This is a genomic window from Bacillus sp. FSL W7-1034 (genome assembly GCF_038593365.1).
Taxonomy (GTDB): Bacteria; Bacillota; Bacilli; order Bacillales; family Bacillaceae; genus Bacillus; species Bacillus altitudinis.
The window spans coordinates 1,079,272-1,096,038 of record NZ_CP151989.1 but is presented as its reverse complement, the minus strand read 5'-3'; the positions used below and the strand labels follow the sequence as shown (position 1 = coordinate 1,096,038).

Sequence of the window (16,767 nt, the reverse complement as noted above, 5' to 3'; positions counted from 1 at the left end):
TCCTCCTTACCCTTTGATTTCTTCAAATGTATTTGCGTGTTTATGTGTACCGAATGTCTGGAAAACATGCTTTTGATAAAGTGGATACACAGGTCGACGAGCCAGTTCATTGATAATGACACTGTTTCGGTACGCCCCTAGCCCTAAATCTGGTGCGCCTACTCCATGTGTATGAAGCTCTGCATTTTGTACAAAAATATCATTCTCACCTAATGTGTTTGTTTTCAATCGATATTCACGTTCAACCTGGAAGCGTCCTTGATGATCCCACTGAATATGATGGGAAATCGGATCAATAAATGGCGGTAATACAGATTGATAGCCCGTTGCCAAGACGACAATGTCTGTCTCATGCGTAAAGGATTCCTCTTTGACCCATTGATTGCATGAAAGCGATAAGCCGTCCCTCGTTTCCTCAATCAAATTGACTTCCGTCATCGCCTGCAGCACGGTGTTCAGCTGCTCTCCGCAAGCAGAACGTTCATAAAGCAAGTGATAAATATCTTGGATCATCGCTGAGCTGATGCCTTTATACAGCAAATCTTGCTGCTTTAATAGCGCATCTTTTTTAGGCTGCGGAAGCTCATAAAAGAAATCAATATAGTCTGGAGAGAAATACTCAAGACCCAAATTTGAATATTCCATTGGGAAAAACCCTTTAGAGCGTGTAAACCAATGAATATCCTTCGCCTCATCGTCTGATAAAATGTCATAGAATACTTCTGCTGCACTTTGACCAGAACCGATGACCGTCACGGATTTTCCTTTAAAACAGCCTTCTTTCTTTCGTTTCAAGTAATCAGCAGAATGAAACACCCGATCCCCTAAAGCTGGCTGAAGAGATACTGGTACCGCAGGCTGTGTACCGATACCTAAAACAAGATGCTTACTTTCAAACACCTCTACCGTTTGATCTTTCACATGACGGACATGCACTTCATATCGTTTTTCTCCAGCTTTTTCAACGATGGAGACAGATTCGACATTCATGCCAAATCGGCAAGAATCTAATTGATCCGCGACCCAGCGGCAATAATGGCTGTATTCCTTGCGCGGGATATGGAAGTCTTCTAGAAAGTAAAATGAATACAAACGGTTTTGTTCCTGCAAATAGTTGAGAAAGCTATATTTGCTTTTCACATCCGCCATACTGACAAGATCCGCTAAAAAGGGGACTTGAAGTGTTGTCCCTTCAATGAGCATACCTGGATGCCAGTGGAACGCTTCACTTCTTTCAAAAAACAAAGCGTCAATTTCGTCTACTTCTTCAGATAATGCAGCAAGCCCTAGGTTAAATGGTCCAATGCCAATCCCAATGACATCCACTACATTATTTTGCTTGTTGAACCGCGTCATGGTTATACTTCCTTTCAAATCGATCTCGATGACAAAACATCAAAAGACCTGTTTTATCTGGTAAAGTGACTGGTTTCACACGTTCGAATCCACACTTTTCAAAGACATGAATCATTTTTCCGTTCCGAATATCTGGCTCAGCCACGATTTTTTCTGTTCGTTTGTTCTGCTCAAACTGAAATGCTGTCATGGCTTGAAGCAGCGGAGCCGCAAATCCTTTCCCTACATAATCTGGCTCTCCAATTAACAGGTGAATGCCTTGATCATGCGGAGAAGGCTGATAGTACGATTCAATGATATCCCCTTTCACATTGTATGCTTCAAAATAGCTCATCGGCGTGCCATCAATGGTTCCTAAATAAAGGGTTTGATGCGGATCATGAATGGCCTGATAAAAGTGCTTTTCAAAAGCAGGAAATGGAATATTCAAATGCCAAAATGGGTGGACATACTCTTCTTGCATCCACTTGTGGACAAGCTGGACGTCCCGTTCATATTCAGCGCGAATGAACCCAATTCGATGCCTCATCCAATCAGCGCCTCCTTATGTAAAAAGAGCGGATTCAATACAGACGTGTACCTGGATTGAGTTTCTAAAGAACCCGTCAGCTCATCCATATCTTCAAACCGCGTGAGTAAGTTCGCTTTTGAAGGCAGCTCCTGTGACCGAAGAAGACTGTTCGTCAGCTCAGATGCACCATATGTCTCTTCATGCGCAAGCAGTGTGTCTCTAATCAGGGCTAATAAATCTTCTTCTTTTGCAAGCCCCTCTGTACCAAAACCATTCACAAGACCAAACAAATGATTAAAGAAGAAATAGTAACGCAGTCTCTCAACCGCTACATCGTCTGCACAAATGGTTTCACTTCTGACGCTTAAGTTTTGAACAAGCTTCGCAAGCTGATCCTTTTTCGATTCGCTATAATAGTAGCCTTGGTTGTCACGATAATAGAATGTGTGCGGATATCCATTCTTTAGCTGTACGACAGCATTTTGCTGATGGGCTTCAAGGGCAAGTCCATACGTTTCAAACAGCCAAAGCATCGGCTCTAACGCAATCGATAAATATTGTGTGAACCAATCACGGCTGACATCTTCTGTTGATCTGCCTTCAGCATCTGCTAATTCATGGATAATGCCTGAAAGGCGTGATTTTTCTCCATATGCATGATCCTGACATAGCCCTGCAATTAAGCTTGCCCCTTTTTCATGATGCAAAAATGGATTTTGACGAATGACGACTTCAAAGCCAGATTCCGCCTCATCCCCTTGAATAGATAGATACGCAGGATCTTCAATCACACGGAATCCAGAGAATTTGTCATATAAAGAAACGCCTAATTCTGTTTTTAAGATACGAGACATCTCAACTCCACGATCAAGTTCCTTTTGTTTGTTAACGCGTAAAGAGTTTGTGATCTTTACAGGGACAGAGAATTTAAGCATGTACGCAGAGTCTTTTTGATAGACCGTTCTAAAGGAAGAAGTCGCTGTGTATTCAGATCCTAGCGGCCCTAAATACGTCAGCATCCCGTCCTCTATATAACGCTTGACGAACGCTTTCTCCATGACCACTTGGACTTGTAGCGGATGAATCGGAATCAGGACATATTCACCGCCTTCTGTTAACGTCGTCAGTCTCTCTTTTTCTTCTGGCATCTGGCGCATGAGCTCCTCAAACATGAGACTTGCCGCAGATTGTGAAAGAGAAGAATCCTGAAGCACAATTGACGGATGTGCTTTAAAGTAATGAAGCTGGAAAGAGCCTTTCAGCTCAGGAGAATAAATAGCTTCCTCCTCTTCTGTCATTCCTTGTCTGCTTTTTGGTGTAGGATGCGTTAAATGCCCAAGAAGAAGTGACTGCTCCGCTTCAATATATTCAAAATCAGCTGAAGAAAGAGCCGCTCGATCACTTTCTCTCTCTCTGATGAATCTTTCAATATTCCGGCAGCTTAAAATGATGCGAAGCATGAACTCATCCTCTGCATCTGTGCGGCCATATTCAATGAGAAGTTCCTTTGAACATAAAGCAACAAGTGTGGTGTAATCGATGATCGTTCCCTGTTGCTCACTGCCTTGCGGGCGAAAGCGAACGGGAAAATCAAAGAGATGACGGCCTACAGGCGAAAAATATCGAATCGGAATGACAAGCTCAAGATCTTGTTTTGCTAATGCTGCTACAAATACAAGTGAGCCGTCTGCTTTTGTCTCTTTCTTTGCAGATCGATCAATTCCTGTTTCACGTAAAAAACAGTTTAAAAAGCTTTGCATAGTTGCATTTTCAGCCATTTGTTTATATTGACTCAACGTAGTACCCTCCCGGATTGAATATGAGCGATCCCGATATCAACAATGTCAGAAAGGATTTCCTCAATATGTGTAATAGTCGTTCTCGGATTTAACAAAGTAAATTTTAAGCAAGTTTGACCATCGGCTACTGTTTTTGCTACGACAGCCGTTCCTGTTTGGAAAAGTGTGCGATGAATGATTTTATTGATGTCCTCTGCTTGTTGATCATCTATAAAACGAAACACGACTGCATTGATTTCTGGATCAGGATTGATCACCTCAAGATGCTCATATTTCTCAATCAACGTAGCCACATCTTTCGCAAAATGGATGGTATGGTCAATGATACTTGCAAATCCTTCTTCTCCAATCATACGCAGAGAGAGAAGGAGTTTTAGCGCATCAAACCGGCGCGTCGTCTGAACAGATTTATTCACAAGATGCAGAATGCCTTCCAGTTCATCTTCCTTTGGATTGAGATAATCTGCGTGGTAATCAATCAAACCAAAATGTCTTTTATCCTTTAGTAAAAATGCCCCGCAGGAGATCGGCTGATAAAATTGCTTATGAAAGTCAATCGTGATCGAATCAGCCAGCTCGATGCCATCTAATTTTCCTTGGAAGGTTTTGCTTAATACAAGCGCTCCTCCATAGGCAGCATCTGCATGAATCCACAAACCGAAAGGCTTCACCATGTCATATATGTCACGTACAGGATCAATACTGCCAAAATCAGTTGTCCCGCAAGTCGCCACGACTGCAAATGGAAGCAAATCCTGCTCTTTAAGCTCCATAAGCTTCTTCTGCAAATCATGCAGGTCCATTCGGTGATGTTCGTCCGTCTCAACTAACACAACAGCCTGTTCACCTAAACCTAGCTGAGATGCTGATTTTTTCACAGTGAAGTGGGCATTCTTGGAGCAAAGAATCCGCATACGGTTTGCCTCGCTCGGCAACCCTTTCTGCTGTACATTCCATTGCCAAGTGTTTTCACAAAATGCATCTCTTGCTAAAAGCAGTCCCATGTAGTTAGATTGGGTTCCACCACTCGTAAAGGTCCCATCTGCTCGTTCTCCATAAGAAAATTTTTCACATAACCACTTGAGGATTTCCTCCTCAACCAAAGATGCAATGCCGCTTTGATCAAAGGAATCCATTGATTGGTTAAAGGAACTTACGATCACCTCTGCTGCCAGAGCAGGAATAAGAGGTGGGCAATGCAAATGTGCCAGGCATTTAGGATGTGACACATCAACTAAATGCGGTAAAAGGTGATTTTTTATATCTTGAAAAACAGACTCAATGGATTCACCAGCCGGTTGAATCTGGAATAACGATTCGACATGAGCCGCTAATTTCCCAGGCAATATTCCGCTATACGGTCCTCTGCTTGTTTGCCACTCTGCCAGTAAGCTGTCGATGGATGTGTAGAGAGCCGCTTGGAAGGACTCCCTCCCAAGCTGGCTTTGTTGAATAAATAATGAATCGACAGACGGTTTAGTTGACTGCATCGTAAACTGCCTCTTTAAAAATCGTGATGACTTTTTCAAGCTGTTCTTCTGTCATGATCAAAGGCGGTAAGAATCGAATCACACTTCCAAAACGGCCTCCTGTCTCCACAATTAAGCCTTTATCAAAACAATTCTTTTGAATGAGACTGGCTAGCTCTGGATTTGCTGGATAACTGCCGTCCACATCCTGTTTCTCATCTGGATTCACAACTTCAACACCAATCATTAATCCTCTTCCTCGCACATCACCGAGAGCAGGCACTTGTTTTTGAATGTCTTTTAGATTGGCCTGCATACGCTGACCAAGCTCTTCTACATGATCAAGCAGATTGGTTTCTTTTATATATTTAAGCGTAGCAGTTCCAGCTGCCATCGCCATTTGATTTCCTCTGAACGTGCCAATGTGTGCACCTGGATTCCATTGATCTAAGTCTTTGTCATAAATCACAACGGATAGCGGAAGGCTTCCCCCAATTGCTTTTGATAACACAATGACATCTGGCACAATACCAGCATGTTCAAAGGCAAACATCTTACCAGTTCGGCCGATGCCTGATTGAACCTCATCAATAATAAGTGGAATTCCTTTTTCTTTTGTGATTCGTCTCATTTCTTGTATCCATTCAATTGATGCCGGGATGGAGCCGCCCTCCCCTTGCACCGCTTCAAAGATCATGCCTGCTGGCGGGAGAATTCCACTCTCAGGGTCATTTAATACACGCTCAATATAAGAGCTTGAAATGCGATGTGAGTCTTTACCGCCAATTCCAAATGGGCAGCGGTATTCATATGGATAAGGCAGGAAGTGAACATCTGGCATTAATCCTTGTACTTTTTCCTTTGGCGATAAGTTGCCGCTTAATGACATCGTGCCATGTGTAGCACCATGATATGCTCCGTGGAATGATAGAATGGAACGATTTCCCGTCGCTGTCTTGACTAATTTAATTGCTGCTTCTATCGCATCACCACCAGTTGGTCCACAAAATTGAATTTTTGCTCTTTTTGCAAACTCTTCTGGCAAGTGAGAAAAAATCTCATTCACAAATTCTTCTTTAATCTCTGAAGTGATGTCCAGCGTATGCAACGGTCTTTTTTCATGAAGCATACGTTCAATAGCATCTATAACAACCGGGTGATTGTGACCAAGGGCAAGGGTTCCTGCACCTGCTAGGCAGTCATAAAATTCTCTACCATCTGCATCTGTCACGATCATACCTTCGGCTTTTTGCATGGCTAATGGGAACCGTCTCGGGTAAGACCTTGCATTAGATTCTCTTTGACTTTGTTGCTCTAAAAATTGCTGATTTTTAGAAACGGTTTTGATGGACATAATAAAACACTCCTCCAATTGATAAAGATTATCATTTTCATTTACTAGCCTAGAGGATGTAAGATACGAAAGTCAATTGTATTCAAAAAGATGATTCTAAAAGCATATGAATGCTATATTCTCTTTTTAACGAGTAATTTCGTGTATTTTTTACAAACATCTACAGCCATAAGGCGATGTAACGTTTGAGTATGAAAAATATTGAAAAAAATTACAAATCAATTTTCCTGGTTCTTTTGCTCTATTCGTTGTAGCTCCCTTGTTTGATACGGGACGGCAGAATGAAATGAATGTAGTAAAACAAAAAATGAACGTTATTTCATCTTGATATAAATGGTTATGATGGTATAATTTCTCTGAAACGAAAGGGAATCGAGGGAGATCTGATGATTTTAACGAAGCATGACCTTCACCACTACTTGGCACAAGATCAGAAAGCACTTGCCATCAATCGAAAAAGACCAAAGTGGCTTGGGGATGATATTTGGAAATATCAAAGATATTTACGAAAATATGAGTACTATACGAATAGCGGTGCTACGTTACGCAAATGGTTTTATCGTTACTTACATAAAAAGAAAGGCATGCAGCTTGGCTTTGATATCCCAATTGGTGTATTTGGACCTGGGCTCAGAATCAACCATACTGGGCTGTTGATTGTGAACAAGCATGCCAAAATCGGCGCGTTTTGTGATATTCATCAAGGCGTGAATATCGGTCAAAACCATCATGAAAAAGATGTGCCCGTCATCGGAGATCATGTATGGATCGGCCCTGGAGCTAAACTGTTTGGAAATATTTATATTGCGAATCATATTTCCATCGGAGCAAATGCAGTAGTGAATCGCTCCTTTCATGAAGAGCGAATTGTCATTGCAGGTGTCCCTGCTCAAAAAATAAAAGAAAAAAGCCCTTCTTTATGAAGGACTTACTTGACCAAAGCAGTGAGCCACATGAGATAAAATAAGATGGATAAACATGAGGATCATCCTGCCCGAGCCCCATCACCATTTATCCTAAGATGCTTTGGCGCAATCAAACCATCAATCGGTAGCAACTTGAAGTGAAACAAATCACCACAGCCGTACTCTCTAATTTGCGTTGGAGTACCCGAAGACCAGCATGAGAAAGTACAAGACAAAGACGAGGATGGCAATCGCATAGATGAGAATGGACACAATCAGTACTGTCCAGCCCAACCCTTTTCTTCCTGTTTGAATGAGATATATTCCAAGTGTGAAGAGCCCGAGTAAAAGACCTAAGATGGCCCATAACCATTTATTTTTCCCGTGTTTTGGTGCATCAACGAATAGGTAGATTGCGACTAAGATGGATACAAACCAACCTGTAATCCATTTCACATTCATCCGCCACCCTTCTTTTTCAATTTATTTAATCTTACTATACTTTTTTCCTAATCTTAAAAACAACTATTCAAATGAATGATTCGGAAGGCTTTGCCATTCTTCTCTCAGCATCCCATACCGCATCGAATCATAATACTCCCCTTGATAGTAACGTACCTTACGCAGTCTTCCCTCAAGGATAAACCCGCATTTCTCTGCGCAACGCATCATGCGTTCATTTCCAGACCAGGTGGTCAGACCGATGCGTGGGATATCAATGTGTGAAAAGAGTTCATCGATCCATAGACGCAATGCCTTTGTTCCAACGCCCCCATTCCAAAAACGTGAGTCATAAATAAGAATCCCACACTCCAGCCAACGTGTGCGTTCATTCTCCCAATAATAAGAAACTGTGCCCTTTAATTCACCTCCAACATCAATGCCAAATAGTTTTGGCAGGACAGAATCATCCTGTAAATAGCGTTTTTTAAATGCAGCAAGCGATATGTCATGTTCAATAAAATACGGTGCATTCCACTTTCGATAAGCCTGGTCTGGCGCTTTAAACCTTAAATGCCATACCACTTCTAAATCGGTTTCGTCTAATGGACGTATGCTCACAATCTCTTCTTTTTTTCCTTTCATCTGTTCACGTTCCTTTACTTTGTCGTTCTTTTAGCAAGATGACGATACTCGATAGGCGTCATGCCTTCATTTTGCCGAAACAGCTTTGAAAAATACGTTGGGTCATCAATGCCTACATGTTCTGCAATGAGAGCTATTTTTTCATTCGTTGAAGCAAGTAGGCTTTTGGCTTTTTCAATTTTGAGTCGATTGATGTACTGGCTCGGCGTCAGTCCGTACACGGTCTGCATACACCTTGTCATGTAATCAGGATGATAATGAAGAATCTCTGCCAGCTTCTCCATCTGTAATTTTTGCGTAAAATGACGTTCAAGATAGTGAACCACTTCTGAAGCGACAGTCTCCTTTGCACTTGGAATATGAAATGCTTCTTTTTGTAAATGAATGAGCATTTCCTCAAATTGAAGCTGCTTTTTGAGCTGAAGTTCAGACGCATCATCATTTAAAGCGTGCATCGCTGAAAGATGCTTCTGTAGCACGCTTCCCCCTTTCACTTTTCCTTTTCGGGGCAGACGAAATTCATAGCTTGCTGCTTTTTCAAAAGTGGCTTGATTTTGCTTCATGTCAAACCAGTGTTCTCTCGGCCGATCTGTAAACTCAAATGAATCAATTGAAAAATGCAGCCACTCATAAAGTGTTTCTTCTTTGCATGGCAGATGTCCACCATGGGCAAGTCCCGGTGATAAGATGATATATTCTCCCTCTTTTACGTGATGAGGCACCTCGTCTTCTGTGATCCACAATTCACCTTTCGTGACATAAAGAAGATCAAATACGGTGAAAATTCTGGAGATATGTCGTTCTCCTCGATGGAATACACCTTTGCCTGAAGCAATATAGACTGGAAATGGCGGTACAGTAAATGTAATAAACGGACCCATATTCATCCCCTTATGAAGTCGGATTTCTCCAATAAGTTTCGGTTTCATCTCTTCTTATTATAGTCGATGCAAGGTACACTATAAATCGGATTTATACGAAAGAAGGCGATGTGATGAAACCACAAGCACTGACAATACAAAAGGTTCAAGCCAAAAGTGAAAAATCCCACCCTTCATTATTTGCATTAACTTGGCCTATTTTTATCGAAATCTCTTTATATATGCTGATGGGGAGCGCAGATACACTGATGCTCAGCCAGTATTCTGACAATAGTGTTGCCGCAGTAGGGGTAAGCAATCAGCTATTAAATCTATTGATTGTGATGTTCAGCTTCATTACGACTGGGACGACGATTGTCATTGCGCAGCTTTTAGGAGCGAGCCGCAAGCAGGAAGCGACCCAAGTTGCCTATGTATCACTAGGCACCAACTTCCTCATTAGCTTTGTGATCAGTCTTCTTATGTTTGTGTTAGCTGTGCCCATCCTGCATATGATGGGATTATCAAGCGAGCTCATGCCAGATGCAACCGTCTTTTTACAGATTGTCGGCCTGCTTTCTTTTATTCAGGCGCTCATTATGACCTATAGTGCTATTTTAAAAAGCTATGGATTCACGAGAGATACGATGTATGTCACCATCGGTATGAACTTGTTAAATGTTGCTGGTAATTATTTGGTCATCTTTGGACCATTTGGCTTCCCTGTATTAGGTGTCATGGGTGTTGCTCTTTCCACATCATTTGCACGGTTGATCGGTCTTACAGCCATGATACTCATTGTTCGACACCGCATTGGATTGCGGTTTTCATTCAAACGAATGTTTTACATCCAGCGAACGCATTTAAAAAAACTGCTAAAAATCGGCATTCCTTCTGCTGGAGAACAACTTTCTTATAATGGTTCTCAAATGATTATTACGCTGTTTATCACATTTATGGGCACGCAAGCACTGGCAGCAAAAGTCTATACCCAGAATTTGATGATGTTCATTATGTTATTTGGTGCCGCCATTAGCCAAGGAACACAAATCTTAATCGGGCGCCTGATCGGGGCGAAAGAATTTGATGCGGCCTATCGAAGATGCATGAAAAGCTTATACTGGGCCATTGCCATCTCACTTCTTTCTTCTACTGCTTTATCTTTATCATCGACGCATTTACTTACTTTTTTCACTAGCAACAGTGAGATCATTCAAATAGCGAGTCTCCTCCTCATATTGACAATTATTTTAGAGCCTGGACGTTCTTTTAATATGGTCATCATCAACTCCTTGCGGGCAGCTGGTGACGCGAAGTTTCCAGTCTATATGGCGATGATTTCAATGTGGGGCATCGGCCTTCCGATCGCTTATTTATTAGGCATTCAACTTGAGATGGGCCTTATCGGGGTTTGGATTTCTTTTATCTTGGATGAATGGGTAAGAGGTATCTTCATGTATAGGCGGTGGCGTTCAAGGGTATGGACGGAGTACCGGTTTACTTCCACATAAAAAGGACTGCGGGTGCAGTCCTTTCAGATTGTTGACAAAGGGCTAAAACGAACGAACTCTATTTTACCCCTTTGTCTTCTTCTCATTACGTAATATCTTCTAAAATAAGTGCTTTTTCTTGTGTTGAAATATATGACCGCTTCGTAAAGACGCGGTATTCGTTTTCTCTAGTTTTATCTAAAATAGCCTTATAAAAGTGAGCAGCTGCTTTCACTGGTATCCTTGAATAAAGTGGGAATTCATGGAGATGGTCAAAAAATTCCTCATAGTACGCCTCTGCCTCAAAAGCAATATATTCCCATACATGCTGGAAGGCTTGATTGACGATCCCTTCTTGTAATTCTTGCTCTGTATACCCAAATTGATCCATGACTTGTTTTGGCAAATAAATGCGGTTCCTTTCCGCCTTATCCTCACCAATGTCTCGAAGAATATTGGTCAACTGCATGCCAATCCCAAGGGAAATCGCAGCTTCTTTTAGCTGTTCTTTTTTACGCGGTGCAATGATCGGAAGCAGCATTAATCCAACTGTACTTGCGACATGATAGGAATAGATGAGCAGTTCATCTAACGTTTCATATCGATGTTGCTCTAAATCCATCTCCTGTCCTCGCAGCAGGTCACGGAATGGGGATTCATCCATACGAAACTGTTGAAATGTATACTCCAGCGCCACCCACATTGGATCATCACGATCTACTTCTCCTTGCAAGAAACGTTCAAATGCCTCCTGAAAAGACGCCAGTTCTTCCTTTGGTGAAGGAGACTCATCTACAATGTCATCCGCTCTCCTACAAAAAGAATATACGGCCCAAACAGCCTGTCTTTTCTTTTTAGGCAGCATGGAAAAGGCACGATAAAACGTTTTTGAATGGGTTTGAATGGTCTCTTCACATATTTTCAATGCTGTTTGCACATCAACCACTTAGCTTCACTTCCTTTCTGTTGTTCAGCTCTTTAAGCAGTACAGAAGCCATGAGCTTTGCACTTTGCATCACGATCGGTACCCCGCCGCCGGGATGGATGGAAGCACCTACCGCATATAGATTGTCTACATCTGCAACCTTTACTTGCGGGCGAAACACACCTGATTGAAACAAATTAGGAGCGAGTCCAAAGCTGCCGCCTTCAAACAATCCTTCTCGCATTGAATCATTCGGTGTTCTCACCTTTTGCCAGACAACCGCCTCTCGCAGCTGTGGAAAGCCTCTTTTCTCAAGACGCTCCACCATTTTATCCACAAAGTCTGTCTCTTGTTCCCAATTGATGTGATCTCCTGATGGAACAGGAATGAGCATATATAGGACACTGCTGCCTTCTGGGGCAAGGGATGGATCGATGGTCGATGGATTAAATGTATAAAATGATGGATCTTGAGGTATCGTTTTCGTTTGGAACACCTCTCTCATATGCTGATCAAAGTGTTCTCCCATGAAAAATTGATGAACAGGTGCTTCATCGTATACTTTGTTTAACCCTAGATACACCATCACGCAGCCGGAGGATGGAACGTATTTACGCCGGTCTTGTTCACCTAAACCAAGCTGTTTTAACGCCGCTGGATAATCTCCGTTCAGCACAAATGCATCAGCTGCTATGTGCTCATCATTTATTGTTGCCTTGACCACACGTTTCCCCTCAAACTCAAATTGTGCGACTTCTTCACTTTTTCTTATGTGTACACCCGTCTTTAAGAGCTGTCTCTCCAATATATCTACTAAACTCGCATAACCGCCTTTTAAATAGTAAATTCCGTGTGCGTGCTCACTATATGAAACAAGCGAATAAATGGCAGATGCTTCATACGGATTTCCTCCGACATAGAGGGTTTGAAGTGCATATGCATCTCGGAGGCGCTCATCTGAAAAATATTTTTTGAGAGAACTTTGAACGGTTCGATATGCTTTTAATTTCATTAAAATCTTCATGTTCGCTTTTGTAAAAAAGGTTCGTTTTTCATGAAATGATTTTTCTAGAAAAGCTTCCTGCCCTTCTTGAAACCGATCCGTCATTTCTTGCATAAATGTTAAATATCCCTGTTCTTCCTTTGGAAATACACGTTTGATTTCTTCTAGTTGTCGCAGTGTATCAGAGTATTTCGTATAGGAGGTTCCATCTTGATAGTGGATCGTATACAGCGGATCGAGCTGCAAGAGATCAAGAGATGTTTCATCAATGCCTACGTCATGTAAAATGCCTTTTAACATATCAGGAAGTAGGACAATGGTCGGACCTTCATCTACTTTATATCCTTTCTCACGTACAAAAGCAAGTCTCCCGCCGAGCCGTTCATTTTTTTCAACAAGGGTGACATCATGTCCAGCTTTTTTTAAATAGAGAGCTGAGATCATTCCGCCAATACCGCCGCCAGCAATCAATATATGTTTTTTCATGAGGCGCTCCCCTTTTCTTGATGTGGCACTCTTTTGTGCGTATGTTTCTCTTTTGACAGAATCGCATTTGTCGTAATACGCGCTGATTCTAAAATGGTTGGCAATCCGCTGCCTGGGTGGGTTCCTCCACCAACGAGCCAGCAGTGTTTCAACTCATCAAATTCATTATGCGGCCTGAGTACCATCATCTGCGTCAACTGATGACCAAGATTAAATGTAGCTCCTTCATATACATACAGCTCTTCTTCCCAGTGCTTCGGTGTGATCATCCGCTCGACTTCAATATGCTGCCTGATATTCTTAAAGCCTGTTTTCCGCTCCAGCGTATCCAGCACAAGCTTTCTAAATTCTTCTTGATGCGCTTCCCAGTCAATACCGCTTTGATTATTGGCAACGGGTGCTAACACATAAAGAGCGGACTTGCCTTTTGGCGCAAGCGAATCATCTGTCACACTTGCATTTTGAATATAAATGGACGGATCATCCGGCAGCTCAAAGGTTTTCGTAATTTCTTTGACTAACTTCGCATAGTCATCGGAAAAAACGATGGTATGATGCGGCTCATCATATATCGTATCTAAACCTAGGTACAGCATAAAGGTGGAACATGAGAATTTTTTCTTTTTCAGTTTCTTCTCGCTATATTTCTTTAAAAGACCCGGCTCTACAAGCTTTGTCATCACGTGTGCAAAATCACCATTTACGACCACCTCATCTGCCTGTATTTCTTCACCAGTTTCTAAGCGAATGCCCTTCACTTTCCTGCCTTTCGTCAGCAACTTGTCAACTCCAGTTGATAGATGAAGGGTAGCCCCAGATTCAACAGCTGCCTTTGCCATCGCTTCTGACAGCTGATTCACTCCGCCTTTCGGATGATAAACGCCTGTGTCATGCTCCATAAAGGAAAGAATTGAGAACGCTCCTGGGCATTCCCAAGGTGACATCCCTAAATATTTTGATTGGAATGTAAAGGCATATTTCACCGATTCATTTGAGAAATAATACGACAGCACATCATATAAGCTTTTATTTAATGAGAGCTGAGGAAGTGCTTTGATGACTTTTGGACGCAAATAATGATGGAAACGATCCATTTTACTTTGTAGAATCGGCGTTAGGCGGTCCATTTTTCGTTTTGTATCATTCATAAAACGTACATACCCCTCGCCCTCACCAGGTGCAAAGGCTTCTAGACGTTTGTACATTTCGTCTCGATCTCGAATCATATCAAGCTTCTCATCTTGAAAGATTAATCTATACATTTCTTTTAATTCAATCACATCTATATAATCATAGAGATTTTTACCGGCAAAGGTGAATAGTTCCTCTGCAATATGAATCATACTGAGAAAAGTAGGACCTGTATCAAACGTGAAATCACCAAGTTGAAACTTAGAGTTACGTCCGCCAACAAAGGACTGTTTTTCATATATATGAACATCATGTCCTTTGCTTTGCAACATCATAGCTGCTGCAAGTCCCCCTGGTCCTGCTCCGATCACAATGATTTTCATTATCCTTTTTCCTCCAAATTAATTCACTTTAAGTTAATTATACAAATTGAAGCGGTTAGATCAACTTTTGATGTGCTCTAAAAGTCTCATGTTATGTATCAAAAAAGCCGACTTCCTTTCAACAAGTGCAAGAAAGCCGACCCTTTGTTATGCTTCTATATCAATTCGATATGTTTCAAACCAATGATGAATCTGTGCCAAATGGGCAATGAGCTGTGGGCCTTTCATTAACTGACCATACCAAGGAACCTGGAAAGAAGCCCCTTCTGTTTCAATCAGCTGTTTTAATTGATGTGGATCTAAAAATTCATGAAGCACAGAATCCTTTTGCGCGAGACAATCTGTTAACATCTCTTTTACCGCCTGAGTATAAGCAGGATGATGTGTTTTCGGATAAGGGCTCTTCTTGCGATAAAGCACTTCATTCGGTAAAATTCCCTCTAATGCTTTTCTCAAAACCCCTTTTTCCCGATTTCCATACATTTTCATTTCCCAAGGAATATTCCATACATACTCAACAAGACGATGATCTGCGAATGGTACACGTACCTCAAGGCTCGCCCCCATGCTCATACGATCTTTTCGATCCAGCAGTGTTGTCATAAACCAAATCATATTTAAGTAAAAAAGTTCTCTTCGGGCTTTATCTACTCCAGTTTCCCCATCTAAAAGAGGGGTTTCTGCCACGGTTTCTTCATATTTGCTTTGCGCATATTCCTTCAGTGATAATTTCTTTTGCCATGAGTCTTGAAGAAGCTGAATGCGTGCTTCCGTTGATCTCATCCACGGAAATCCATTGGTTTCGCTTGCCATGTGAAACCATGGGTAACCTCCAAAAATTTCATCTGCACATTCACCTGATAAACCGACAACAAAATCCTTTTTAATTTCTCGACAGAACCATAGTAAGGATGAATCAATATCTGCCATCCCCGGCAAATCTCGCACTTCAACCGCTTCTTTCAAATAAGAAGCCAGCTCTTTTTGCCCAATGATACAGCTGTGATGATTCGTTTGAAACGCTTTGGTCATTCGATCAATCCACGGGCCGTCAGCATTCGGCTGAAATTGACTTGCTTCAAAGAATTGATCATTTCCGTCGTAATCAACGGAATACGTATGCAGCGGGGCTTTCCCTATTTTCTCAAAGTGCTTGGCGGCAATGGCCGTAATGGCACTAGAATCCACACCGCCCGATAAAAACGTACATACAGGCACATCAGAGACGAGTTGTCTTGTAACAGCATCCGTAAAGAGTTCCTTCACGTGCTGAGCGGTGTCATCAAGCGAATCTGTATGCTGCTTGCTTTTGACATTCCAGTACCTCCACACACGCAAACCATCTTTTGAGAAGGTTAAGGCATGAGCAGGTCTCAGCTCTTTCACCCCTTTAAATACGCCTTGCCCTGGTGTTCTAGACGGCCCTAAACCAAAGATTTCTGATAACCCTTCATGATCCACTTTGGCTTTCATTTCAGGATGAGCCAGAAGTGCTTTGATTTCTGAGCCAAACAAAAAGGAATGATGACGTTCTGTATAGAAAAATGGCTTGACACCGAGCCGGTCTCTCGCTGCAAATAATAATTCACGTTCACTATCCCAAATGACAAATGCAAAAATTCCATTAAAATGGGTCACACACTCTTCCTTCCATTCTGTATAGGCGTGAAGAAGAACCTCTGTATCAGAATGCCCAAGAAAGCGGTGCCCCCTTTTGAATAATTCTTTTCGTATATCCTCCGTGTTATAAAGTTCTCCATTGTATACCACCGTATAATCATGGTGTTGATGGGTATATGTCATCGGCTGCTTTCCGCCTTCAACATCGACAACGGCTAACCGTTTATGGCCGAAAAGAACGTGCTCACTTTTCCACGTATTTGTATCATCCGGCCCTCGTTTAGATAATGTCTCTGTCATTTGATTGATTACATGATCCTGTTGGATGAGCTGCTTTTTAAAGTCTGCCCAGCCTGTTATTCCACACATCATCATCAGCTCCCATCCGT

14 protein-coding genes are annotated in these 16,767 nt (G+C 41.9%); 2 read left to right on the top strand and 12 right to left on the bottom strand.

The genetic code is table 11. The features are described 5' to 3' along the window. Positions 1-6 precede the first annotated feature (6 nt). The 5 genes from NST73_RS05480 to NST73_RS05460 are packed head-to-tail and all read right to left on the bottom strand — an operon-like array spanning position 7 to position 6,489. Positions 7-1,356, bottom strand: a complete 1,350-nt coding sequence (locus NST73_RS05480; RefSeq protein WP_342499435.1) for a lysine N(6)-hydroxylase/L-ornithine N(5)-oxygenase family protein — start codon at positions 1,354-1,356, stop codon at positions 7-9. Beyond that, positions 1,331-1,885 (bottom strand): GNAT family N-acetyltransferase, encoded by a 555-nt coding sequence (locus NST73_RS05475; RefSeq protein WP_342499434.1) that lies wholly within the window; start codon positions 1,883-1,885, stop codon positions 1,331-1,333. Before NST73_RS05475 ends, NST73_RS05480 begins: the two co-directional genes overlap by 26 nt. Next, complete coding sequence (locus tag NST73_RS05470) at positions 1,882-3,663, bottom strand: IucA/IucC family protein (protein ID WP_056407991.1); 1,782 nt, start codon at positions 3,661-3,663, stop codon at positions 1,882-1,884. Before NST73_RS05470 ends, NST73_RS05475 begins: the two co-directional genes overlap by 4 nt. Next, positions 3,660-5,156, bottom strand: a complete 1,497-nt coding sequence (locus NST73_RS05465) for an aspartate aminotransferase family protein (RefSeq protein ID WP_058337493.1) — start codon at positions 5,154-5,156, stop codon at positions 3,660-3,662. The genes NST73_RS05470 and NST73_RS05465 overlap by 4 nt, the downstream gene beginning before the upstream one ends. Next, on the bottom strand, positions 5,143-6,489 hold the full coding sequence (locus tag NST73_RS05460; RefSeq protein ID WP_045034701.1) for an aspartate aminotransferase family protein: 1,347 nt from the start codon (positions 6,487-6,489) through the stop codon (positions 5,143-5,145). Before NST73_RS05460 ends, NST73_RS05465 begins: the two co-directional genes overlap by 14 nt. Before the next feature lie 386 nt (positions 6,490-6,875). On the opposite strand from NST73_RS05460, the gene NST73_RS05455 reads away from it, so the two are divergent. Then, positions 6,876-7,412, top strand: a complete 537-nt coding sequence (locus tag NST73_RS05455) for a serine O-acetyltransferase (RefSeq protein ID WP_017360201.1) — start codon at positions 6,876-6,878, stop codon at positions 7,410-7,412. 168 nt (positions 7,413-7,580) lie between these two features. Here NST73_RS05455 and NST73_RS05450 read toward each other — a convergent pair whose 3' ends face one another. The 3 genes from NST73_RS05450 to NST73_RS05440 all read right to left on the bottom strand — a co-directional run bounded on the left by NST73_RS05450 (position 7,581) and on the right by NST73_RS05440 (position 9,361). Then, positions 7,581-7,856, bottom strand: coding sequence for a hypothetical protein (locus NST73_RS05450; RefSeq protein ID WP_008348576.1), 276 nt, complete (start codon positions 7,854-7,856; stop codon positions 7,581-7,583). Positions 7,857-7,919: 63 nt separating this feature from the next. After that, a complete protein-coding gene (locus tag NST73_RS05445) occupies positions 7,920-8,480 on the bottom strand; it encodes a GNAT family protein (protein ID WP_035392472.1) in 561 nt (186 codons plus the stop codon). A 14-nt stretch (positions 8,481-8,494) separates the two neighbouring features. Next, positions 8,495-9,361: an AraC family transcriptional regulator gene (locus tag NST73_RS05440; protein ID WP_058337495.1), complete on the bottom strand. Its 867-nt coding sequence runs from the start codon at positions 9,359-9,361 to the stop codon at positions 8,495-8,497. Between the two features lie 113 nt (positions 9,362-9,474). Between NST73_RS05440 and NST73_RS05435 the strand changes: the two genes are divergently transcribed. Continuing rightward, complete coding sequence (locus tag NST73_RS05435; RefSeq protein ID WP_342499433.1) at positions 9,475-10,851, top strand: MATE family efflux transporter; 1,377 nt, start codon at positions 9,475-9,477, stop codon at positions 10,849-10,851. Positions 10,852-10,936: 85 nt separating this feature from the next. On the opposite strand, the gene NST73_RS05430 is transcribed toward NST73_RS05435, so the two are convergent. The 4 genes from NST73_RS05430 to asnB all read right to left on the bottom strand — a co-directional run bounded on the left by NST73_RS05430 (position 10,937) and on the right by asnB (position 16,747). Further along, positions 10,937-11,776, bottom strand: a complete 840-nt coding sequence (locus NST73_RS05430; protein ID WP_024720032.1) for a phytoene/squalene synthase family protein — start codon at positions 11,774-11,776, stop codon at positions 10,937-10,939. After that, entirely contained in the window at positions 11,769-13,244 is a 1,476-nt protein-coding gene (gene crtI, locus NST73_RS05425) for a phytoene desaturase family protein (RefSeq protein ID WP_342499432.1), read from the bottom strand. Before crtI (NST73_RS05425) ends, NST73_RS05430 begins: the two co-directional genes overlap by 8 nt. After that, positions 13,241-14,758 carry a phytoene desaturase family protein gene (crtI, locus tag NST73_RS05420; protein WP_342467934.1) on the bottom strand — a complete coding sequence of 506 codons (1,518 nt, stop codon included), beginning with the start codon at positions 14,756-14,758 and terminating at the stop codon, positions 13,241-13,243. Before crtI (NST73_RS05420) ends, crtI (NST73_RS05425) begins: the two co-directional genes overlap by 4 nt. 147 nt (positions 14,759-14,905) lie before the next feature. Continuing rightward, a complete protein-coding gene (asnB, locus tag NST73_RS05415; protein WP_047945600.1) occupies positions 14,906-16,747 on the bottom strand; it encodes an asparagine synthase (glutamine-hydrolyzing) in 1,842 nt (613 codons plus the stop codon). Positions 16,748-16,767 lie beyond the last annotated feature (20 nt).